Annotated in this window: 21 protein-coding genes; 10 read left to right on the top strand and 11 right to left on the bottom strand. The window is 72.7% G+C overall.

What is annotated here, in order from left to right; all coding sequences use genetic code 11:
- Window positions 1-83: 83 nt before the first annotated feature.
- The 3 genes from ADK64_RS41530 to ADK64_RS41520 all read left to right on the top strand — a co-directional run bounded on the left by ADK64_RS41530 (window position 84) and on the right by ADK64_RS41520 (window position 3,890).
- Window positions 84-1,913, top strand: a complete 1,830-nt coding sequence (locus ADK64_RS41530) for a phospholipase C (protein ID WP_053667439.1) — start codon at window positions 84-86, stop codon at window positions 1,911-1,913.
- A 65-nt stretch (window positions 1,914-1,978) separates the two neighbouring features.
- Window positions 1,979-2,251: a hypothetical protein gene (locus ADK64_RS41525; protein WP_053667438.1), complete on the top strand. Its 273-nt coding sequence runs from the start codon at window positions 1,979-1,981 to the stop codon at window positions 2,249-2,251.
- Window positions 2,252-2,327: 76 nt separating this feature from the next.
- Complete coding sequence (locus ADK64_RS41520) at window positions 2,328-3,890, top strand: N,N-dimethylformamidase beta subunit family domain-containing protein (RefSeq protein WP_234384937.1); 1,563 nt, start codon at window positions 2,328-2,330, stop codon at window positions 3,888-3,890.
- A gap of 17 nt (window positions 3,891-3,907) precedes the next feature.
- On the opposite strand, the gene ADK64_RS41515 is transcribed toward ADK64_RS41520, so the two are convergent.
- Complete coding sequence (locus ADK64_RS41515) at window positions 3,908-4,090, bottom strand: hypothetical protein (RefSeq protein ID WP_053667485.1); 183 nt, start codon at window positions 4,088-4,090, stop codon at window positions 3,908-3,910.
- Window positions 4,091-4,188: 98 nt separating this feature from the next.
- Entirely contained in the window at window positions 4,189-4,803 is a 615-nt protein-coding gene (locus tag ADK64_RS41510) for a TetR/AcrR family transcriptional regulator (protein WP_053667437.1), read from the bottom strand.
- Between the two features lie 231 nt (window positions 4,804-5,034).
- On the opposite strand from ADK64_RS41510, the gene ADK64_RS41505 reads away from it, so the two are divergent.
- The 4 genes from ADK64_RS41505 to ADK64_RS41490 all read left to right on the top strand — a co-directional run bounded on the left by ADK64_RS41505 (window position 5,035) and on the right by ADK64_RS41490 (window position 9,602).
- Window positions 5,035-6,495, top strand: a complete 1,461-nt coding sequence (locus ADK64_RS41505) for an APC family permease (RefSeq protein WP_053667436.1) — start codon at window positions 5,035-5,037, stop codon at window positions 6,493-6,495.
- A gap of 35 nt (window positions 6,496-6,530) precedes the next feature.
- Complete coding sequence (locus ADK64_RS41500) at window positions 6,531-8,102, top strand: amidohydrolase (RefSeq protein ID WP_053667435.1); 1,572 nt, start codon at window positions 6,531-6,533, stop codon at window positions 8,100-8,102.
- A gap of 261 nt (window positions 8,103-8,363) precedes the next feature.
- Entirely contained in the window at window positions 8,364-9,092 is a 729-nt protein-coding gene (locus ADK64_RS41495; RefSeq protein WP_053667434.1) for a hypothetical protein, read from the top strand.
- Window positions 9,093-9,212: 120 nt separating this feature from the next.
- Window positions 9,213-9,602, top strand: coding sequence for a VOC family protein (locus ADK64_RS41490; protein ID WP_053667433.1), 390 nt, complete (start codon window positions 9,213-9,215; stop codon window positions 9,600-9,602).
- Window positions 9,603-9,682: 80 nt separating this feature from the next.
- Here ADK64_RS41490 and ADK64_RS41485 read toward each other — a convergent pair whose 3' ends face one another.
- The 3 genes from ADK64_RS41485 to ADK64_RS41475 all read right to left on the bottom strand — a co-directional run bounded on the left by ADK64_RS41485 (window position 9,683) and on the right by ADK64_RS41475 (window position 12,738).
- Window positions 9,683-10,879, bottom strand: a complete 1,197-nt coding sequence (locus ADK64_RS41485) for a right-handed parallel beta-helix repeat-containing protein (RefSeq protein WP_053667432.1) — start codon at window positions 10,877-10,879, stop codon at window positions 9,683-9,685.
- A gap of 177 nt (window positions 10,880-11,056) precedes the next feature.
- Complete coding sequence (gene bla / locus ADK64_RS41480) at window positions 11,057-11,908, bottom strand: class A beta-lactamase (RefSeq protein WP_063790041.1); 852 nt, start codon at window positions 11,906-11,908, stop codon at window positions 11,057-11,059.
- A 383-nt stretch (window positions 11,909-12,291) separates the two neighbouring features.
- Window positions 12,292-12,738, bottom strand: a complete 447-nt coding sequence (locus ADK64_RS41475; RefSeq protein WP_053667430.1) for a cupin domain-containing protein — start codon at window positions 12,736-12,738, stop codon at window positions 12,292-12,294.
- Window positions 12,739-12,968: 230 nt separating this feature from the next.
- Here ADK64_RS41475 and ADK64_RS41470 point away from each other — a divergent pair, with 230 nt between their 5' ends.
- Entirely contained in the window at window positions 12,969-13,958 is a 990-nt protein-coding gene (locus ADK64_RS41470; RefSeq protein ID WP_053667429.1) for a LysR family transcriptional regulator, read from the top strand.
- Window positions 13,955-14,878: a serine hydrolase gene (locus ADK64_RS41465; protein ID WP_053667428.1), complete on the top strand. Its 924-nt coding sequence runs from the start codon at window positions 13,955-13,957 to the stop codon at window positions 14,876-14,878. Before ADK64_RS41470 ends, ADK64_RS41465 begins: the two co-directional genes overlap by 4 nt.
- A gap of 100 nt (window positions 14,879-14,978) precedes the next feature.
- Here ADK64_RS41465 and ADK64_RS41460 read toward each other — a convergent pair whose 3' ends face one another.
- Window positions 14,979-15,611 carry a response regulator gene (locus tag ADK64_RS41460; protein WP_053667427.1) on the bottom strand — a complete coding sequence of 211 codons (633 nt, stop codon included), beginning with the start codon at window positions 15,609-15,611 and terminating at the stop codon, window positions 14,979-14,981.
- The gene (locus ADK64_RS41455) at window positions 15,608-16,804 is read right to left on the bottom strand and encodes a sensor histidine kinase (protein WP_053667426.1); all 1,197 of its coding nucleotides are present in this window, start codon (window positions 16,802-16,804) and stop codon (window positions 15,608-15,610) included. Before ADK64_RS41455 ends, ADK64_RS41460 begins: the two co-directional genes overlap by 4 nt.
- A gap of 186 nt (window positions 16,805-16,990) precedes the next feature.
- Here ADK64_RS41455 and ADK64_RS41450 point away from each other — a divergent pair, with 186 nt between their 5' ends.
- Complete coding sequence (locus ADK64_RS41450) at window positions 16,991-17,554, top strand: GlcG/HbpS family heme-binding protein (RefSeq protein ID WP_053667425.1); 564 nt, start codon at window positions 16,991-16,993, stop codon at window positions 17,552-17,554.
- Between the two features lie 95 nt (window positions 17,555-17,649).
- Here ADK64_RS41450 and katG read toward each other — a convergent pair whose 3' ends face one another.
- The 4 genes from katG to ADK64_RS41435 form a co-directional block, all read right to left on the bottom strand.
- Window positions 17,650-19,866, bottom strand: coding sequence for a catalase/peroxidase HPI (gene katG / locus ADK64_RS41445; protein ID WP_053667424.1), 2,217 nt, complete (start codon window positions 19,864-19,866; stop codon window positions 17,650-17,652).
- A gap of 33 nt (window positions 19,867-19,899) precedes the next feature.
- A complete protein-coding gene (locus ADK64_RS41440) occupies window positions 19,900-20,337 on the bottom strand; it encodes a Fur family transcriptional regulator (RefSeq protein WP_053667423.1) in 438 nt (145 codons plus the stop codon).
- A 67-nt stretch (window positions 20,338-20,404) separates the two neighbouring features.
- On the bottom strand, window positions 20,405-20,566 hold the full coding sequence (locus ADK64_RS46470; protein ID WP_159046472.1) for a hypothetical protein: 162 nt from the start codon (window positions 20,564-20,566) through the stop codon (window positions 20,405-20,407).
- A 239-nt stretch (window positions 20,567-20,805) separates the two neighbouring features.
- Window positions 20,806-21,960: a hypothetical protein gene (locus tag ADK64_RS41435; protein ID WP_053667422.1), complete on the bottom strand. Its 1,155-nt coding sequence runs from the start codon at window positions 21,958-21,960 to the stop codon at window positions 20,806-20,808.
- Between the last annotated feature and the right edge of the window lie 120 nt (window positions 21,961-22,080).

Below are 22,080 nucleotides of genomic sequence, written 5' to 3'. Positions count from 1 at the left end.
GCTCCGCCGACGCGCCCCGCAGTGGGCGCAGCATCCGTGCTCGTACGACGTACAGACGTTCTGTTCCGGAGGGGTTGACCATCATGGCCAGCAGAGGAAGACGAGCCGCGATGCGGAGCCTGGGCGCGCTCGCGGGTGCCGCCGCGCTCACCGTGCTCGGCAGCAACGCGCCCGGTTGGGCAGCCGTGCCCGCGCACGGGCACGGCGGGCGTTCCTCGACCGCCACGCCGATCCAGCACGTGGTCGTGCTGTTCGACGAGAACATCTCGTTCGACCACTACTTCGCGACCTACCCGCAGGCCGCCAACACCGACGGCACGAAGTTCACGGCGTCGAAGAACACCCCGAAGGACATCGACACCCTCGCGCACGCGGGCCTGTTGAAGAAGAACCCGAACCAGTACGCACCGAAGCGGCTCTCCCCGGCGCAGGCCATGACCTGCGACCAGAACCACTCCTACGGGCCGGAGCAGTACGCGTACAACGGCGGCAAGGCCGACCAGTTCGTGCAGAACACCGACGTCGACAAGTGCAGCGGCGGCCTGTTCGGCGAGCCCGGCCTGGCGATGGACTACTACGACGGCAACACCGTCACCGGCCTGTGGAACTACGCCCAGCACTACGCCCTGAGCGACCGCTCCTACAGCTCGAACTACGGGCCGTCCACGCCCGGCGCGCTGAACCTGGCCTCCGGCAACACGCACGGCGTCGTCTCCGTCGACCCGGCCACCGGCAAGCAGACCTCGAAGCCGGACTCGTACACCGTCCAGTCGCCCGACGCCAAGGGTGTCGGCACGGTGATCAACGACCCCGACCCGGCCTACGACGACTGCTCCGACAAGGACCACACCAGCACCAACGCGCTGGCGTCGATGCAGGGCAAGAACATCGGTGACCTGCTCAACACCCGGAAGGTGAGCTGGGGCTGGTTCCAGGGCGGCTTCCGGCCCTCGACCGCGTGGACCGGCACGTCCGGCTCGTACGCCAAGTGCGACACCACGCACACCAACGTGGGCGGCGCGGCCGCGGCGGACTACAGCCCGCACCACAATCCGTTCTCGTACTACAAGTCGACGGCCAACCCGCACCACCTGGCCCCGAAGAACGTCTCCGAGATCGGCCACGACGGGCGGGCGAACCACAACTACGACCTGACCGACTTCTCGGCCGCGCTCAAGGCGGGCAAGCTCCCGTCGGTCAGCTTCCTCAAGGCCGGTGAGTACCAGGACGGCCACGCCGGCTACTCCGACCCGACCGACGAGCAGCACTTCCTGGTCCAGCAGATCAACGCGATCCAGAGCTCGCCGCAGTGGAAGTCCACCGCGATCGTGGTCGCCTACGACGACTCCGACGGCTGGTACGACCACGCCTACGTCGTCCCGAAGAACGGCTCGACGGACACCGCCCTCGGCTCCAACGGCAAGGCGACCGACAGCCCCGCCTGCCAGAAGGGCCCGAAGGCGACCGGCGGTTACGCCGACCGCTGTGGCCCCGGTACCCGTCAGCCGCTGCTCGTCATCTCGCCGTACAGCAAGGTGAACAAGGTCGACCACACGCTGACGAACCAGGCGTCCATCACCCGGTTCATCGAGGACAACTGGCGTACCGGCCGCGTCGGCGACCACTCCTTCGACGCCACGGCGGGCTCCCTGTCCGGGATGTTCGACTTCCGGCACCCGAACAACAAGCAGGTGCTGCTGAACACCGACGGTTCGGTCAAGCACGTCGGCCCGATCCGGCACGTCGCCCCGGTGAGCACCAGCATCACGCCGGGACCGGCGATGCAGAACACGGCCGCGACGACCGACGCCTCCGGCTTCCCGGCCCTTCCGGTCGGCCTCGGCGTGGGCGCCCTGCTGGCCGCGGGCGCGACCGGGACGTACCTGACGATGCGCCGCAAGCAGCGGGTCTGATCCCCGCACCTGAAGCGCGCCCCCGGTCGGTGACCGGGGGCGCGTTCGTTCGTGTACCGGCTCGCGTGCGGCCCGCGGCCGTCGACGCCGCGGAGCCGGACACGGCCGTCACCGGCGACGACGAACGGACGCACCGGGTAGGGCGGACCCCCACGCGCGCGGGCGCGGGCGCCGACCCGGCGACCCCGCGCACCCTGATCGAGCGGTTCAAGCGGGACGCGGCCGCCGCCGGGCCGTACAACGCGGGCGGTCCGGTGCCGCTGTCGGGCGGCGCCGCCGACCGGTTCTTCAGCGACGCCACCCGCCACGACCACGTGCACGCCGGCTTGTGCACCTGATCGCGCCGTCGCCCTGCGGTTGCGCCGGGTGCGTGGGCGCCGCGACGCTGGAGCACGGACGCATCCGGGAGGTGACGTGGCTCCTGCACCCGACCCCAGGTCCGCGCACGACGGCTGCGGTCTCGGCCGTCGGCGCTTTCTCACGGTGTGTGCCGGGCTGGGCCTCGGCACGGCCGCCGCGTGCACGGCCGAACCGCCGCGGTCACGCTCCGCCGTCTCCCCCGGCGACCGGCCGCGGCCGGAGTCCGAGCGGGACGCGCCGGGCACGGCCGACTGGCGGCTCGGCCCGACCGGCCCGCCGGACGCGGTGGCCGGGTACGCGGACCGGGTGAGCGTGGCTCCGGGCGAGCGGCTCGCCCTGCAGGTGTCGACCACCGCCGCGGCCTTCCGGGTGTCCGCGTTCCGGGTCGGCTGGTACGGCGGCCGGCGGGCCCGCCGGATCTGGACGTCGCAGCGCATACCGGGCCGCGCCCGGCCCGCCCCGCGTGTGCTGCCCGCCACCCGCACCGTGCGCGCCGACTGGCCGACGACGTTGACCGTGGACAGCGCCGGCTGGCCGGAGGGCGCCTATCTGCTCCGGCTGGAGGCCGACAGCGGACACCAGCGGTACGTGCCGCTGATCGTCCGCTCCGCCGACGGCGCGGGCCGTACGGTGCTGCTGCACGCCCCGGCGACCTGGCAGGCGTACAACCGCTGGGGCGGCAGCAGTCTGTACGCCGGTGCGTCCGGGGCGTACGCCACGCGTTCGCTCGCGGTGAGCTTCGACCGGCCCTACGACGGCGTGGGTGCCGAGAAGTTCCTGGTGTACGAGTGGGCTCTGGTGGTGCTGGCCGAGCGGCTCGGCATCCCCCTCGCCTACAGCACGGGCATCGACGTCCACCGGGACCCGGCGGTGCTGCGGGGCGCGCACGCCGTCGTGTGCCTCGGGCACGACGAGTACTGGACGCCGCGGCAACGGGCCCAGGTGACCGCCGCCCGGGACGCGGGGACGAACATCGCCTTCCTCGGCGCGAACACCTGCTTCCGGCGGGTCCGGCTGGAGGCCGGGGAGCGGGCGGAGGACCGTACGGTGGTCTGCTACAAGTCCGACTGCCGTGCCGACCCGCTGTACGGCACACGGCCGGCGCTGGTCACCACCGACTACCGGCTGCCACCCGCGCCCGATCCCGAGTCCTCGCTGACGGGTGTGCTCTACGAGGGCTACCCGGTGGACGCGCCCTATGTGGTCCGGGCCGCGGACCACTGGCTGTACGAGGGTACGGGCGTGCGCTCCGGCGACGGCTTCGCCCATCTCGTCGGCGTCGAGTACGACCGGGTGACCCCCGGCGCCCCCACACCCGGCGAGCTGGAGATCACCGCGCACTCCCCGCTGGTGTGCGGCGGGCGGCCCAGCCACAGCGACTCGGCGTACTACACGGCCTCCGCCGGGGCGGGGGTGTTCGCGACCGGGACCACGCGCTGGGTGGAGGGCCTGGTGGCCGGGACGGGCATGCTCGGCCACGACCACGGGATGGACCGGCGCACCCGGGGCTTCGTCACCCGCACCACGGAGAACCTCCTGCGGACGTTCGCGAAGGGCCCGGCGGCCCGGCACGCCCCGCCGCCCCGCTCCAACGTCCGTACGGTGTACGGGGCCTGATGACCCATCACATGGGATCAGCTGGTCGCGGTGGCCTGTCCTCCCGCCCGCATGTGGTCCCTGCGGGCGTTGTTGTAGATCCGCAGGAGATGCTTGGCCACGGCACAGGCCGCGCCGTCGGCGTGGCACTGACGGCACGTCCGTGCGTGCTGCTCATAGGTGAGGCGCGCGTTTTCCAGCGCTTCGGTGGAAGAAGACATGACCATCTCCGGGCCGGGCGCGTCCTGGGACGGCGCCGAGTTGACTGACTGGTACACCCGAAGACAAGGTGATCATGTTACTGGCGGTACTGGGAAACTCACCGGTAACCACTCTCGCGCAGCGCCCGCGCATGGTTCATGAACGCCGTCAGACCCAGCTCGAAGGCACGGTCGGCCCGGCCCTCGCCCACGGCGGCGAGCGCCTCGGCGAGATGCGGGGTCGGCGCGTGGTCCGTCAGCTCCCACATGATCTCCGGTGCGGTCAGGTCGAGGGCGGAGCCCAGCACCAGGTTCTCCAGCGCGATGATCAGCGGCATGATCTCGGCGCGGTCGAAGCCGGCCGCGAGGAGCAGGCTCACGGCACGCTCGTACTGCTCCAGGACCCGGGGCGCGCGGACGGGCGAGGTCATGAGCAGCGGGATGGTCCGGGGGTGCGCGGCGAACGCGGCGCGGTAGGAGCGGGCCCAGGCCTCGAGGGCCGCGTCCCACGGGGTCCGTTCGAGGGTGCCCGGGTCGATCGCGGCGCAGACCCGCTCGCGCAGCAGTTCCACTATGCCGTCGCGGCCGTCGACGTGGTGGTACACCGATCCGGTCTGCGCGCCGAGCCGCCGGGCGATCCGCGGAACGCTGAAGTCACCGCACTCGTCGATCAGCTCCAGCGCGGTCGTGGTGATGCGCTCGCGGTCGAGGAGCGGTGTGCGCGGCCGTCCCATGATCAGCGTTCCCCCTGAGGTGTTCCCGAGGTCTTCCCCGATGCCCAACGGCAGGTTACATTGCGGAAACCGAAAGCCTTTAGGTTTACGGCTCGGGGCGCCGCCATCCCTTCCGTGCGCCCGGAGACGCCGCCATGCCCGCCCGCCCCGGGCCCGGCCCGCCGAAGCCCGCGAACCCGGCTGCCCCACCACCGGGACCCCCTCCCCTCCGCCGCCAGAAGGGCTCCCCGTATGTCCGTGTCCACCTCCGAACTCCCCAAGGAGGGCGCGCCGTCCGGCGCGGCCGGTCTCCGGTCCGGTTCCCTCGGCACCGCCGACATCGCCTTCTTCGTCGTCTCCGCCGCGGCCCCCCTGACCGTCATGGCCGGGGTCGCTCCGCTCGCGATCCTGCTGGGCGGCGTCGGCGCGCCCGTCGGCTATCTGCTCGCCGGTGTGACCCTCGCCGTCTTCGCCGTCGGCTTCACCACCATGAGCCGCCATGTGACCAGCGGCGGCGCCTTCTACGCCTACATCACCCGGGGCCTTGGCCGGCCGGTCGGCATCGGCGCCGCCATGCTGGCCCTCATCGGCTACAACGGCATGGAGATCGGCGTCTACGGGCTGCTCGCCACCACCGCCCGCGACACCCTGCACACCCTCGGCGGAACCGACGTGCCCTGGCTGCCGATCTCCCTGGCCGGGCTGCTCCTGATCGGCTACGGCGGCTACCGCTCGATCGACTTCGGCGCCAAGGTGCTCGGCGTGCTGCTCGTCGCCGAGACCGGGATACTCGTGCTGCTCGCCGGCGGGGTGCTGATCAAGGGCGGCGCACACGGGCTGTCCCTGGCGTCGCTCGCTCCGGCGCATGTCCTGGTGCCCGGGATGGCGGCCGTCCTCGCCTTCGCCTTCGCCGCGTTCACCGGGTTCGAGTCGACCGTGATCTACCGCCGCGAGGCCCGCGACCCCGAGCGCACGGTCCCGCGCGCCACCTACCTGGCCGTCGGATTCCTCGGCCTCTTCTACGCGTTCGTCGTCTGGATCGCCGTCCAGGCCTTCGGCGCCGGCCAGGTGGTCCGCGCGGCCGGAAAGGACCCGGCCGGGCTGTTCTTCACCGCGATCACCGCCTATGTGGGCGGCTGGGCCGCCGACCTGATGCACGTCTTCATCGTCACCAGCGTCATCGCCTCCCTCCTCGCCTTCCACAACGCCATCAACCGGTACGCCCTCGCCCTGGCCGAGGAGGGCGTCCTGCCGCGCGGGCTCGGCCGGATCCATCCCCGGCACCGTTCGCCCTACCTCGCCGGCCTCGCCCAGACCGTCCTCGGCGCCGTGGTCGTGCTCGCGTTCTGGGCGGCACACGCCGACCCGTACCAGCAGTTGCTGCTGTGGGTGAACACCCCGGGAATGATCGGGCTGTTGCTGCTCCAGCTGCTCGCCGCGATCGCGGTGCCCTGCTACTTCCGGCGGGTGCGCCACACCGAGGGCAGGGTGCGCACGGTGCTGGCCCCGGTGCTCGCCGCCGTGCTGCTGACGGCCGCGATCGCACTGGTGGTGACCCACATCGATCTGTTCACCGGTGCGTCCCCGGCCGTGAACACCCTGCTCGTCGTCGTGGCGCCCGGCGTCTTCGTCCTGGGCCTGGCGCTGGCGTGGTGGCTGCGCCGGTCCCGCCCGCACGTCTACGCCCGGTTCGCCACCGAACCGGCCGACTGATCCCCACCCCCATTGCCCGTACAGGAGTTGTCACCATGCCCGCAGCCGACCTCGTCCTCACCGGCGCCCAGGTCCGCACCCTCGACCCCGCCTGCCCCACCGCCTCGTCCGTCGCCGTGCACGACGGGGTGATCACCGTGGTCGGCGGGGAGGCCGACGTACGCGACTGGCGCGGGCCCGGCACCGAGGTCGTCGACCTGCACGGCGCGCACCTCGTGCCCGGCCTGGTCGACGCGCACAGCCATCCGGTGTGGGGGCTGGACATGGCCACGGGCACGGACCTGTCGGGCGTGACGGACCTGGCCGGGCTGCGCGCGACGCTCGCCCGGGCCGAGCGGACCGAGGGCTGGGTCCTCGGCCACGGCCTGGACCACAACGCGTTCGGGGGCCGGTCCATCCGGCACGACCTGATCGCGGACGTGCTCGACGGCGCTCCCGCCTTCCTCCGTCTCTACGACGGCCACTCCGCCCTCGCCAGCGCCGCCGCGCTGGCGGCCGCCGGGGTGAGCGGACCACGCGCCTTCGCCCAGCACGCGGAGGTGGTGTGCGACACGGCGGGCAGGCCCACCGGCCACCTGGTCGAGCATGCCGCGATGGACCTGGTGGCGGGCATCGCGCCCCGGCCGTCGTACGACCAAAGGCGGGCCCGGCTGCTGGAGTTGCTGTCCGCCATGGCCGCGACGGGGCTCACCGGCGCCCATGTGATGGACGGCGGCGACCTCGACCTGGTGGAGGCGGTGGCGCGGGAGACGGTCCTGCCGCTGCGGCTGCGGTTCGCGCCCTGGTGCATGCCGGGCGCCGACGACGACGCGCTGCGGGAGCTGGTGCGGCTCCAGGTCAGGGGCGGGCGGCACTGGCTGGTGGGCGGGGTCAAGTTCTTCATGGACGGCACCGTCGAGGGCGGCACGGCGTGGCTGGAGCACCCCGACTGCCACGGTCAGGGCACCGCGGCGTTCTGGCCGGAACCGCGCGCCTACGCCGAGGCCGTCCGCGCCCTGCACACGGCCGGTGTCCGCACCGCCACGCACGCCATCGGGGACGCGGCCGTACGGCACGTCCTGGACACCGTCGCCTCCCTCGGGCCGAGCGGGCGCGGGGCGCACCGGATCGAGCACATCGAGACCGCGCCCGACGAACTCCTGCCCCGTTTCGCCGAGTTGGGGGTGGCGGCCTCCCTCCAGCCGCCGCACACCGGGTACACGCGCGACGACGGCACCGACGAGTGGTCCCGTCGGCTGGGCGGTGACCGGGCCGCCCGCGCCTGGCGGCTGCGGGACCTACGGGAGGCGGGCGCGACGGTCGCACTCGGCTCGGACTGGCCCATCGCGCCCTACGACGTCCGGGCCGTGCTGACGACGGCCCGCCGGCCGAAGGGCGCCGCGGCGCGCCGGCCGGGTCTGACGCCGTTGCAGGCGCTGGAGGGCTGCACCAGTCATGCGGCGGCAGCGGCCGGGGAGTCCGGTGTCGCCGGCCGGATCGCGCCCGGCTGCCGCGCCGACCTGACCGCGCTGACCGTGGACCCCGTGCACGCGTCGGCCGACGAACTGGCCGCCGCCCCGGTCGCGTTGACCGTGACCGGCGGGCACGTGGTGCACCGGGGCGCGTGACCGGAGCCGCCGGCGACGCGCCGGCGCGCGCTCAGCGGCCCCTGCCACGGCTGGTCCCGCCGGCGGCACGGAACGGGACACCGGAACCGGTGACGGGGAGAGGTGCCCCAGGGGGCAGATGGGGGGCCGGCGAGCACGGCTCACGGTCCGACTTCAGGGAGTCCACGCAGGCGCCAATCCTGCCCTCTCCGCCACGGCCCGTCCGTCCGGCGGGCGCGATCCGGTGCCGCCCCGGCCCGACCCGCACGGCACACTGGGCGGATGGACGACTTCCGCGTGGTGCGCCGGGCCCCCGCACCGCAGTGGTACGGGCGCCTGCGCGTCCGTACCGACACGCTCTCCCCCGCCGACTGGCTGACGCCGCGCGCACCGGGCCACGGCACCTTCGGGACGGTGGCAGGCGTCGCCGCCGCGGGGTTCGCGGCGTACGCCCGGATCCTGCATCCCGCCTCCCTCGACGAGCGGCCGGTGCGCTGGTCGGCGGTGGCCGCCGCGCGCGGGACCCGCGTCACGCCGGGCACGCGCTGGCACGAGGTCGTCGGCATGGACCGCGACTACCACAGCGCCCCCGAGTACGGCCTGCCCGGTGTCTGGGACGAGCATCCCGCCGAGGGCCCGACCCCGCCCGACGTCGCCCGGGCCCTCCTGCCCGTGCTGGCCCGGCACACCACGACCCCGCAGCGGTGCTGGTTCGGGCTGTGGCACGGATACGGCCGGTGGGACTTCGCGCACGTGCCCACCTTCGAGACCCCCGGGCGGGACGAGGTGCTGCTCTCCGGCGCCCTGGCCGACGCCGTCACACCCGCGTCCCTGGACGAGTTCGCCGAGTTGCCCGACCTGTGGTGGCCCGCGGACCGTGCCTGGATCCTGGGCGGGGACGTGGACCTGACCAGCACCTATGTCGCAGGGTCCGCCGAGCTGATCACCGACCTGCTCGGCGCCGCGGACCTCGAGGCGCACCCGGTGGCGGCGGGCGACCCGCCGGCCTGATCGGCCCGGCTCGGCATCGACGCACCTTCGCGTCCGTGGTTAGGATCGGAGGTGGCATCGCGTGTCGGTCACCGCCCGGGTGAGGCATGGAGGTGCCGGGACATGCCCTGGAGGCATTCCTTGTCGGTTGAGTTGAACCACACCATCGTCCACGCCCTGGACAAGCGGGAGTCCGCCGAGTTCTTCGCGGAACTGCTCGGACTCGAGATCACCGGGGAGTGGGGCCCGTTCGTCGCGGTCGCCCTGAGCAACGGCGTCACCCTCGACTTCGCCACCGCCCCCGCGGACAAGATCACCATGCAGCACTACGCCTTCCTGGTCTCCGAGGAGGAGTTCGACGCGGCGTACACGCGCATCAAGGAGCGCGGCATCGAGCACTACGCCGACCCGCACCGCCGGCAGCCCGGCGAGATCAACCACAACGACGGCGGGCGCGGCGTGTACTTCATGGACCCGGCGGGTCACGCCATGGAACTGCTCACCGTCCCGTACGGCGGCTGGCCGGCGTAACCGGCGACGGGCGGGACGCCGGGAATCCTGGCGGCCCGCCCGCGAACCGCGGTCTGCCGGTCCGCCGGGTCCCTCGGCGGCTACGGCGTCACGACGTCGCCGCCGAAGGTCACCACGAGGTGCCCGTCCGAGGCGAAGGACCAGCCGAGGGTGCCGGAGTACGCGGAGCAGCGGGAGCCGTTCGTCCCGGTCCAGAACTGGTTGGAACTGTCGGCGTCGCCGGCCGTCTTGTCGTTCGAGCCGCTCACGGCGAACCGGCACGAGGTGTTGCTCCGGAACACCGAAGTGCCCTTGTCGAACGAGAAGTTGCGCTCGGCGTTGTCGATGCTCACGTTGCTGGAGACGGTCATGGTGCCGGGGTTGCTGTTGTAGGTGAACCCGTGGTGGCCGTTCTTGTAGGCGATGTCGTGCTGCACGACGTGGCCGACCGCGATGTCGTCGCCGCCGAGCTTGTAGCCGTTGCGGTCGCCGTTGGCGTTCTGGGTGCCGTCGGTGAGGGTTCCGTTGCCGTACGACAGGGAGTACTCGATGGTCACCGGGCCGATGGCACCCGTGTCGGTCTTGGTGTACAGGTCCCAGCCGTCGTCGATGTTGTTGTGGGAGACGTCGTAGCGGAAGACGTTCCCGGTACCGGTGGTGAGCTTGGCGGCGAAGCCGTCCGCGTTCTCGCCGCCGGAGTCCTCGTTGTCGTGCGACTCCGAGCTGACGACCAGGTTGCCGGACGGCCACTGGCTGCTCGGGGTGCTGGAGGAGATCCGTCCGAGTTGCAGGCCCGTGTCCCGGTTGTAAGCGGTTACCACCCGCTCGACGACGTTGTCGCTGCCGCCGACGTAGATGCCGCTGTCCCCGGCGTGCTGGACGGTCAGCCCGTACAGGTGCCAGTAGTCGGCGTTCAGCTGGATGCCCCGGTCGGACGAACTCCCGCTCTGCGCCGAGAAGTCCAGTACGGGCTTCTCGCCCTGGTAGGCGGAGAGGGTGGTGCGGGCAGCGGCCGTGCCGTCGCTGCCGGCCGGGATGGTGATCGTGGAGAAGTAGTGGTACGTCCCGCCGCGCAGGTAGATCGTGCCGCCGGCAGCGATTCGGCCGATGGCCGAGGTGAGCGTGGTCGGCGCCGACTGGGTGCCGGCCGCGCTGTCGGTGCCGCTCGGCGACACGTACAGCACGGTGGCCGCCGCGGCCTGCGTGGCGGTGGTCACCGCCTGCGCCATGGCGCCGGAGAACGCGACGAGCGTACCGGCGAGCAGACCGGCGCACGCGATGACTGGCCTCAGTTGCATCGGCTTGTCTCCTGACGGAAGGGGTGGACTCCACTGCCGGTCATGGCATGGTGGAGACACGGGAGAGAAAGCGCTTTCCACCCGCCCCTCCGACGTTAAGGAGACGGCATGCACGCGTCAACGGTCACGTACATGATTTAAATTCAGCTGACAGAATGGGTGAGCTCCGTCGGGCGGCTACTCGCCGGGCGCGAGGACACGGGCCAGGATGCGTGCCGCCTCGGCCACCAGCGCCTCGTCCGCCGGCGCGTCCTGGGCCTTCTTGGCCGACAGCACGGTCAGCAGGAGCGGGGTCCCGCGGGTCGTCCAGGCCACGCCGACGTCGTTGGCGGTGCCGTAGTCACCGGTCCCGGTCTTGTCCGCGAGGACCCAGTCGTGCGGCAGCCCCGCGCCGAACCGCGCGGCGCTGGTGGTGTTGCCCTTCAGCCAGCCGACGAACCGCGCACGGTCGGCCCGGGCGAGCGCCCGGCCCAGGGCCAGCCGCTCGAAGCTGCGGCCGAGGGCCTCGGGGGTCGTGGTGTCGCGCGGGTCCGCCGGGATCGCGCTGCTCAGGTCCGTCTCCCAGCGGTCGAGGCGGCTCACCCCGTCGCCGAGCGAGCGGAAGAAACGGGTGAGACCGGCCGGCCCGCCGAGCTGGCGCAGCAGCAGGTTGCCCGCGGTGTTGTCGCTGTACTGGATCGCTGCCGCGCACAGGTCCCCGACCGTCATGCCGGTGTCCACGTGCTCCGCGGTACGCGGGGAGTTGGACAGGATGTCGTGCGGCGGATAGGGGATCACCTTGTCCAGCGGGGCGCAGTCGCCGTGGTCGCGCAGCACCGCCGCGGCGGCGAACGCCTTGAAGGTCGAACACATCGCGAACCGCTCCCCCGCCCGGTACGAGACGGTCCGCCCGGTACGGATGTTGCGCGCGAAGACACCGAGCCGAGCGCCGTGCCGCTGCTCCAGTTCGCTCAACTCGCCGTCGGCCACGTGCTGTTCGGCGCGCGGCGCCGCCGACGCGGCGGGTGCGGAGAGGGCGCCGGCCGCCATGGCGGCGGTGGTGACGGCGAGGCCCGCCCTGAACAGGCCGCGCCGGGCCAGGCGGTTGGGGTGCTGGGGGTGGTGGTCGGGGCTGGTCATGGGCACAGTCCTCCCGGTCGGGCCGTCACCGGCTTCCTGGATCTTCGACGGGGACATCGAAACAGCCGGCCACCACCCATGTCCAAGAGTGAACTTTGAACATGTCATGCCTTATTGATATGTGAAGTCGCCTCTCCGACCTGCGAAGACGCCGATCATGCCGCAGTAGGGACGGGCGTACGTGCCCGCAGTCTCCTTGGTCCTTCGACCCCGGCTCCCACCGGCTTCCTGGTGCCGCGCGCGGCCGACGCGTACACCGAACTCCCCGCCATCTGGCGGCCGATGACCGCGGGTCAGCCTGTGGAGGGACGCGGGGCCCGCAGGTGGGCCCGCTCCTTCAGCTCCTCCTCGTCGACCAACGTGAGCATCGGCCGACCCGGCGCGCACACCATGGTCACGACGAACTTGGTCGGCGCGTCCGACAGGGCGTTGCCGTCCTGGTAGTGGATCACGTCACCACCCGGCTCCCAGAACGTCCCACCGGCCTCGACCACACGCTCCGGCTCACCCTCGAGTTCGAACCGGACCGCACCCTCCATCACGTAGCCGAACGACGGCCCCGAGTGGCGGTGCGGAGGGAGCCCGGGGTGACCGGGAGGCCAGTCGACAAGGATGGTCATTCCCGAACCACCTTCGGGAAAGAAGGGCGGAGTGACGTCCTGCAGCAACTGCACTTCGGGCGGCAGCGAGATGTCGTGCCCCTCGTCGGCGGTCCCGTGCACCGGGTTCTTCTCTGACATGCACCACACCTCCGTCACTCTGCCGGAAATGGACGATCTTGCGTCGGCCACCGCTCACTGGACCAGCGAACCGGTCCACGCGTTCGGCGGTGACCGAGTTCGCCGGGTCCGGGCTCACACACCGTGCGCCTTCAGCCTCGCTCAGATCGTCCCGGGACCACTCTGCCTCCCGTGGGTGGCCGCCACAATCCGGGAGCCGGCGGCAGCGAGAATATTGATATGAGTGCGGGATGGATCTCTTGGCGCACCTCGACGCGTACGTCGCGACGGCCGACGAAGCGGGCTTCTCCCGGGCGGCCGACCGGCTCGGTATCGCGCAGCCGCTGCTGAGCCGCCGCATCAAGACGCTGGAGGAGCACTTCGGCGGCCCGTTGTTCGACCGTTCCCGGCGGCAGATCACGATCACGGAGCTGGGTTCGCTGCTGCTGCCGTACGCGCGGGACGTGCTGGACCGGGCCCAGCGGCTGCGGCAGGTCGCCGACACGGCCGGGCGGGCCCGGACCTGTGTCGTGGGAGTGCCCGTGCACTGCGCCCCGGCGGCGCTGGCCCGCGCCATCCGGGCCGGCACCGAGCACGGGATCACCCTTGGTGTGCGCGAACTGCCGCCGCAGGAAAGGGCCTTGGGGCTGGCGGACGGTTCGCTCGGCTACGCGCTGGTGCGGGTGGCGCCGGAGCAGGGTGCGCTCCGGGTACCGCTGGGGCTGGCGTCGGCGCCGGAGCCCGACGCGTCAGGTCCGCCCGCTGCCGGCGGCGGCTCCCGGCGTGCCGTCCACCTGGAGGAGCTACGGCCGCGCCGTGGCCGTAGCTCGCCGTCCGCCACCCCGCTGCCGGTGCTGACGCTGCCGGAGGATCATGTGCCGTACCACGAGGACCGGCTGGAGCGCGCCGTCGCCCGGGCGGGGCTGCCTCCGGGCAGGTTCCGGCCGGCCGGGCCCGCGGCCACCGCGCTCGCCGAGACCCTGGCGGGGCGGTCGCTGCTGCTGTGCGCCGAGCCGTTCGCGCGGCAGCACGGGGCCTGCTGGGCCCCCCTCGGCGACCGGTCCCTGCACCGGGGCTACGACGTGAGCGCCGCCCCGGGCCGGACCGGTCCGCCGGGCGTGCCGGACTGGCTGGTCCCGCTGCTCGCCTCGGCCGTGGGCGCCACCGGCGGCGGGAGCGGCACACCGGGCTCCGGAACCCGGGCCGACGACGTCCCGGCGCGACTGGCGGCCCGCGGATGAGTCCGGCACCGGTGTACGCCGGCGACGACGGCGCCCTCCTGGACGTGGCCGAGGCGATCGCCGCCGACTGGGCCGCCCTCGGTGTACGCGGCTCCTTCCTCGCCCGGAATCTCGATACCGGCGAACAACTCGGCTTCGACGTCGACGAGTTGACGCCCCTCGCCTCGGTGGTGAAGGTTCCGCTCGCGCTCGTCGTACTGGACCGGATCGCCGGCGGAGAACTCGACTCCGCGCACCCGGTGACACTCGACCCCGCGCGCTCCAGCGTCGGACCCACCGGACTCGCCGCGTTCCGCCACCCGGCCACCGTGGCCGTCGGCGATCTGCTCCTGATGATGCTGTCGGTGAGCGACAACGCCGCCGCGGACGCCCTGTTCGGCCTGGTCCCGGTGGCGGACGTGGACGCGAGGCTGCGCGCCTGGGGATGCGGGGAGCTGCGGATACGGCACCGGTTGAACCACATGTACGAGTGCGCCGCCGGGGCCGCCGGCAACGACTTCTCCCTCGCGCTGGAGCTGGCCGTACGCGACGAGGGCACCGACCGGCACACCATCGAGACCCTGGACCCGGCCCGTGCCAACGCCGGTTCGGCGGCGGCGCTCGTCGAGCTGTTGCGCCGTGTGTGGTGCGACGAGATCTCCGCTCCCTGGGCGACGGCGGAGCTGCGCCGGCTGATGGGGCTGCAGCTCTTCACACAGCGGCTGGCGAGCGAGCTGCGGGCGGACACGTTGCGGTGGAGCGGCAAGACCGGGTCGTTCCTGCATCTGCGGCACGAGATCGGGGTGGTCGAGGCGGAGTCGGGGGATCGGGTGGCGATCGCCGCGATGACCCGTGCGGGGCGACGGGCGGGCGTTGCTGCGGATGTTGATCTGGCGATCGGGGTCGCGGGGCGGGAGGCGTTCGAGGTGTTGCGGGGGTAGGGGGCGGGTTGCGTCAGCGCCGTCGGATGTGCGGCCGTCCGGCAACCGCGGTGCCGTGCGCGCCCCTGTGGGACGCATACCCTGCGTCGCGTTCAGGCGTTCAGGGCAGCAGTCGTTGTTCCTTCGCCACCGCCACCGCTCCCGCTCTCGTGTCGACGCCCAGCTTGTCGTAGATGCGGCGCAGGTGGGTCTTGACCGTGGCCTCGCTGATATAGAGGGAGCGGGCGATGGCGTGGTTGGGCAGGCCCTGGGAGAGGTGGGCGAGGATGTCGCGTTCGCGCGGGGTGAGGGCGGGGCGGGGGTTGCGCAGACGGGACATGACGCGGTCGGCGACGGGTGAGGAGAGGGCCGGGCGGCCCTGGGCTGCTGCGTGGACGGCCGTGAAGAGGTCCTCGGCGCGTTCGGCCTTGAGGAGGTAGCCGGTGGCGCCTGCCTCCACTGCCCGGGTGACGTCGGCGTCGGTGTCGTAGGTGGTCAGCACCAGGACGTGGGGGGAGGGGGTGAGAGCGCGCAGGCGGCGGGTGGTCTCCACTCCGTCGATGCCCTCGCCCAGTTGCAGGTCCATCAGGACGACGTCGGGGGTGGTCTTCCGGGCCAGCGCGAGCGCCTCCTCGCCGCTGCCGGCCTCGGCGACGACCTCGATGCCGGGGGCGCTGTGCAACAGGGCCAGCAGTCCGGCGCGTACGACGGCGTGGTCGTCGCAGACGAGGATGCGGACCGGGGCCGGGGTCATCGGGGCTCCAGGGGGATGGCCGCCGACAGGGCGGTGCCCTCGCCCGGTGCCGACTCGATGGTGAGGGTGCCGCCCAGCTGGCGCAGCCGGGCGCGGATGGCGGGCAGGCCATGGCCGCGTGTCTCCTCCGCGGCGGCTTCGGGGGTGGTGGGCGTATGGGGGTCGAAGCCCTCGCCGTCGTCCGTGACGTCCAGGACGATCTGGTCGTCCAGGCAGGTCAGGGTGAGGGTGGCGGTCGTGGCGTGGGCGTGTTCGCGGACGTTGGCCAGGGCGCCCTGGGCGATGCGCAGCAGGGCCGACTCCACGGGGGCGGGCAACGGGTCGGGCGGGGTGCCCTCGCTGTGGACGCGGACGGCGAGCGCGGATGTCGTCTCGCGCTCGGCGACGGTGCGCAGCGCCTGGAGCAGTCCGCCCCCCGCTGCCAGGTCGGCCGGGGTGAGGTCGTGGACGAAGCGGCGGGCCTCGGCGAGGCTGCGCTCGGCGATCGCCGCCGCCGTGCGGACGTGGTCCCGGGCCGTGCCGGGCGCGCAGTCCCAGAGCCGGTCGGCCGCCTGGAGCAGCATCCGCTGGCTGGACAGGCCCTGGGCGAGGGTGTCGTGGATCTCCCGGGCGAGCCGTTCGCGTTCGGCGAGGGTGCCCTCGCGCCGCTCGGTGGCGGCGAGGTCGCGCCGGGTGCGGACCAGGTCGTCGATCAGGGCGTCCTGGCGGACGGCCTGGCGCTGCATGACGACGAACACCGTGGCGGCGATGGCGGCGACGGCCGGCGGCGCGAGCAGCACGTTGGGGTCCGGCCAGCCGGCCAGGCTGAGCTGGGCGGCCACGGCGAGCGCCGTCAGCAGCGCCACCAGCGGGAGCGCGGCACGCGGCGGGAGTGTGCGCAGGCCGGTGTAGAACAGCGGGACCGCGCACCAGGCGAAGCTCGGGGCGAGGACGACGAGCAGGGCCCAGGCCGCGACGACGAGACCGAGCCAGGTCAGGCGGCGTGGGGTGGGCCGGGTGCCGAGCGCGGGGCCGAGGGCGTAGAGCACGGCCAGCAGCGCGCAGAGGGCGATGATCCACGGGGTGTGGGGGCCGTCGGCGTGCCGGGCGAGGTACCGGGCGAGGGAAGCGGCCAGCAGCACGAAGAACGCCGTGTGCATGACGACGGTGAGGGCGCGGGTGTCGTCGCGTTCGGGCACGGGCACCGCTGACACCTCCCTGGACACCGCTCTGAACTGGGCAAACACCTTCCATTGTTCCCCGGGCCGGGGCATGCGGGGTCATCCGATCGGATGACCTCCGGGGCGACCGGTCCGCCGACGGGGTGCGGGGGGCTCCGGGCCCAGGATCGATGGCGGAAGCGATTCCGCCCCGCCTCACCCACAGGAAGGTCCCTCGTGATGTCCAGCCGTAAGAAGCCGTCCCGCCGAACCCGTGTCCTCGTCGGCGGTGCCGCCCTGGCCGTCGTCGGCGCGGGTGCCGTCGGCACGGTCGCCGCCAACGCCGCCGACTCCGCCGGTCCCGCGTCCGCCGCCCCCGTGGCCGCCCGCGGCGGTGACCTCACCCAGAGCACGCACCTCACCCTGGCCGCGGCCGAGAAGGCGGCGCGGGCCGCGCTGGACGCCGCCGCGAAGGACGGCCGGCAGGTCTCCGTGGCCGTCGTGGACCGCGATGGCAACGTCCTGGTGACCCTGCGCGGGGACGGGGCGGGCCCGCAGTCGTACGAGTCCGCCGAGCGCAAGGCGTACACCGCCGTGTCCTGGAACGCGCCCACCTCGGAGCTGGCCGGGCGGCTGGCGCAGGCGCCGGCCCTGAAGGACATCCCGGGCACCCTGTTCCTGGCGGGCGGCACCCCGGTGACCGCCAAGGGCGCCCCGGTCGCGGCCATCGGTGTCGCGGGGGCTCCGTCCGGCGATCTGGACGAGCGGTACGCGCAGGCGGGTGCGGCGGTCCTCGGCCGCTGACGGACCGCCCGCCCCGGTCCCCGGACACGAGGACGTCCGGGCCCGCCCTGCCGGGCGGGTCCGGACGTCCTGTTCAGCGGTTCGGGCGAGCGGGATCAGCGCAGGTCGAACCGGTCTGCGTCCATGACCTTGGCCCATGCGGCGACGAAGTCCTTCACGAACTTCTCCTTCGCGTCGTCGCCCGCGTACACCTCGGCGACGGCACGCAGCTCGGAGTTCGAGCCGAAGACCAGGTCGGCACGGGTGCCGGTCCACTTCACCGCGCCGGAGGCGTCGCGAGCCTCGAACTCGTCCTGCGCGGAGGACGTCGACTTCCACTCCGTGCCCAGGTCGAGCAGGTTGACGAAGAAGTCGTTCGACAGCGTGCCCGGCTTGTCGGTGAAGACGCCGTGCTTGGAGCCGTTGTGGTTGGCGCCGAGGACGCGCAGACCACCGACGAGGGCCGTCATCTCGGGCGCGCTCAGGTTGAGCAGGTTCGCCTTGTCGAGCAGCAGGAACTCGGCCGGCAGACGGTTGGCCTTGCCGACGTAGTTGCGGAAGCCGTCCGCGGCCGGCTCGAGCGCGGCGAACGACTCGACGTCCGTCTGCTCCTGCGAGGCGTCGACGCGGCCCGCCGTGAACGGCACCTCGACCGTGAAGCCGCCGTCCTTGGCCGCCTTCTCGACGGCCGCGGAGCCCGCGAGCACGATCAGGTCGGCCAGCGAGACCTGCTTGCCGCCCTGGGCGTTGAAGGACTCCTGGACGCCCTCGAGGGTGCGCAGTACCTGGGCCAGCTCGTCCGGGTTGTTGACCTCCCAGTTCCGCTGCGGCTCCAGGCGGATACGGCCGCCGTTGGCGCCGCCTCGCTTGTCACTGCCCCGGAAGGAGGAGGCCGCGGCCCACGCGGCGGAGACGAGCTGCGCGACCGTGAGGCCCGAGCCGAGGATCTGCTCCTTGAGGGAGGCGATGTCCGCGGCGTCGATCAGCTCACCGGTGCGCTGCGGCAGCGGGTCCTGCCACAGCAGCTCCTCGGCCGGGACCTCCGGGCCGAGGTAGCGGACGACCGGGCCCATGTCGCGGTGCGTCAGCTTGTACCAGGCGCGGGCGAAGGCGTCCGCGAACTGCTCCGGGTTCTCGTAGAAGCGACGCGAGATCGGCTCGTAGATCGGGTCGTAGCGCAGCGAGAGGTCCGTGGTGAGCATCCGCGGGCGGTGCTTCTTCTCCGGGTCGAACGCGTCCGGGATGATCTCCGGGCCGTCCTTGGCGATCCACTGGTTCGCGCCGGCCGGGCTCTGGGTCAGCTCGTACTCGTACTCGAAGAGGTTCTTGAAGAACCCGTTGCCCCACTGCGTCGGCGTGGAGGTCCAGATGACCTCCAGGCCGCTGGTGATGGCGTCCTTGCCGACGCCCGTGCCGTGGGTGCTCTTCCAGCCGAGGCCCATCTGCTCCAGCGGGGCGTCCTCGGGGTCGGCGCCGACGCTGTCCGCCGGGCCGGCGCCGTGGGTCTTGCCGAAGGTGTGACCACCGGCGATGAGGGCGACGGTCTCCTCGTCGTTCATCGCCATGCGGCGGAACGTCTCACGGATGTCACGGGCCGCGGCGATCGGGTCCGGGTTGCCGTTGGGGCCCTCGGGGTTGACGTAGATGAGGCCCATCTGGACCGCGGCGAGCGGGTTCTCCAGCTCACGGTCGCCGGTGTAGCGGGCGTCGCCGAGCCACTCGGTCTCGGGGCCCCAGTAGACGTCCTCGTCGGGCTCCCACTCGTCGACGCGGCCGCCGGCGAAGCCGAAGGTCTTGAAGCCCATCGTCTCCAGCGCCACGTTGCCGGTAAGGACGTACAGGTCGGCCCAGGAGATGGACTTGCCGTACTTCTTCTTGACCGGCCACAGCAGCCGGCGGGCCTTGTCCAGGCTCGCGTTGTCCGGCCAGCTGTTGAGCGGGGCGAAACGCTGCTGACCGCCGCCGGCGCCACCGCGGCCGTCGCTGATGCGGTACGTACCGGCGCTGTGCCAGGCCATACGGATCATGAGCGGGCCGTAGTTGCCGAAGTCGGCGGGCCACCAGTCCTGCGAGGTGGTGAGCACCTCGGCGATGTCACGCTTCACCGCCGCGAGGTCCAGGGAGTTGAAGGCCTCGCGGTAGTCGAAGTCCTCGCCGAGCGGGTTGGCCACGGCCGGGTTCTTGGCAAGGATCTTCAGGTTGAGCCGCTCCGGCCACCACTGGCGGTTGCCACCGCCCTGGGTCGGGTGCGCGGCGCGGCCATGGGCGACGGGGCAGCCGCCCGCTCCCTCCGCCTTCGCGTCTGCGACGATCGCGTCGTTGTTCTCAGTCATGGCATTCCTTCCGAACTGTGCGGAACTCGGTGCTCAGGAACTGCGGCCGGTGGAACAGTCGGGGCACGTGCCCCAGTAGACGACCTCGGCCTCGTCGATGGCGAAGCCACGGTCGTCGGAGGCGGTCAGACAGGGTGCGTCGCCGACGGCGCAGTCGACGTCGACGACGGCACCGCACGACCGGCACACGATGTGGTGGTGGTTGTCGCCCACGCGCCCCTCGAACCGGGCCGGGTGCCCGGCCGGCTCGATACGGCGGACCAGACCCGCCGAGGTCAGGGCGTGAAGGGCCTCGTAGACGGCTTGCAAAGAGATGTGGCCCACGCGGGCACGGACCCCGGAGGCGATCGCCTCGACGCCGAGGTGGTCGCCGTCCCGGACGGTCTCCAGCAGCGCGACACGGGCTGCCGTCACGCGCAGGCCGGCACCGCGGAGCTCCTCGGCGGTGGTCGGGGTCGGGGAGGCGGTCATAAGGCCGAACCTACCCTCATAAACACGAGAGGTTCAAGAAAACGAGCGATGCAATTTTGGTGGCGCGTCATGGGCCGCCGGCCACCCGGACGCCGCCCGCCGTGTCCACCCGCACACCGGCCCGGATGTTTGCCTTCGCCTTTGCCTTCGCGTCGCTCTGCGGGCCGACGGCCGCGTGGCGCTGTCCGGCGTGGCGGGCTGAGGCGGTCCGGGGGCCGGTCGGGGGCATGCCCGCATCATCCGGCCCCAGATCGCCCACGGCCGCGCGGCAAGCCGGGACATCGCCCGAACGGGTGAGACGGGTGAGAGAGGGGGACGCCCGTCGGCCGTGGGCCCGGGCCGGCCCCCGGACCCACTACGGCGGCCGGAGCCGGCCCCCGGGCGGGGCGGCTCCGGCCGCGGGCGGGCCGCGATGCGGGTGCCTGCACCGGGCGGATCAGGATCCGCTGCCGGCCGGCCGCAGACGGTTCAGGCGCCGTGCCGGTGGCCCGCTCCGGCGTACCGGTAGCGGCGGGCCAGGGCGTGGAAGGCCTCCTTCGGCTCCCAGTGCCAGCCGGAGGCCGGGTCGTCCGGGCGGTCCTTGACGGTCTTGGTGATGGCGTAGCTCGCCATGTCGAGATCGCGGCGCGGGTCGCCCGGGCGGTGCGGGGCGTCGGGGGTCACGAACTCGAAGGCCATCGCCGCGTAGAGGTCCAACGGGCCGAAGGCGTAGAGGAGTTGCATGAGATAGGTGGCCTGGGTGCGTTCGCTGCGGACCAGGTCGCCCTTGATCTCCTCGGGGTCCTTGTCGCGGTCGACGACGTCCCAGCCCATGCCGCCGGTCCTGGGCGCCCCCACGTACGCGCAGGTGCCGAACTCGGTGATGGCCACCGGCCTGCCCCAACGCTGGAAGCGCCTCAACTCCCGTACGTAGTCGTCCCGGTGGGGGAAGCAGGAGTAGTAGTCGATGCCCACGATGTCGAAGAGGCGCCAGTCGACCCGGGCGTCCTGCGCGGCGGCGTAGCTGAGCCGGCCGTGGAAGACGGACCGGCCGAGCGCGGCGGCCTTCGCGGTGAAGCGGTCCAGACGGCGCTGCGTCGCGACGGGGTCCGCCTTGCCGTCGAGCAGGTTGCGGATGCGCTCGAAGACGTCGTCGCCCGGGATGATGCCGGGCACGAAGAGCCAGAACTCGCAGCCCACACTGAGGTCCACGGCGGCGCCCTGCCGGCGCAGCCGCTCCGCGAACCGGCCGGTCTCCGCGAGGTGTTCGAGGATGTCCCGCTCCGGGACGTCGCCGAGGGTCGGCTGGAGCCAGACGCGCAGGCCCTGTTCCGCCGCCTCCGCCGCGGTGGCCGTCAGGCGCTCCACACCGTCCCCGGTGACGTCCACGGTGTCGGCGTGCAGCTCGTCCCGGATCGCCCGGATATCCGCGCGCATCCGGGCCGTACTGAACGCCGTACCCGGTGTCTCCCCCTCCCCCACGGTGTACACGACGCCCCGGTGGCGGAGCCCGCTCCGCGTGGTCCGGTCCGGCCCGGCCTCCGCGGCCCGGGCCGGGGCCGACGGCAGCACGGCCGCGGCCAGCCCCGCGGACGCCATGCCGGCCAGGAACTGTGCGCGCTTGATCCCCTTGGTCCTCTGCATACGGCCACCCTGCCGGGCCGGCCCCCCTCGGCACCGTCCTTCGACGGTCTGCTGCACGGGGTCCAAGGATGACGATCCGCCGCCGAAAGTCGCACTCCACGCAGCCTGCCCGCCCCACCG

The sequence above is a fragment of the Streptomyces sp. MMG1121 genome, from assembly GCF_001280015.1.
Lineage (GTDB): Bacteria > Actinomycetota > Actinomycetes > Streptomycetales > Streptomycetaceae > Streptomyces.
Note: the sequence above shows the minus strand (reverse complement) of the source record. Positions and strands in the feature narration are given on the sequence as shown.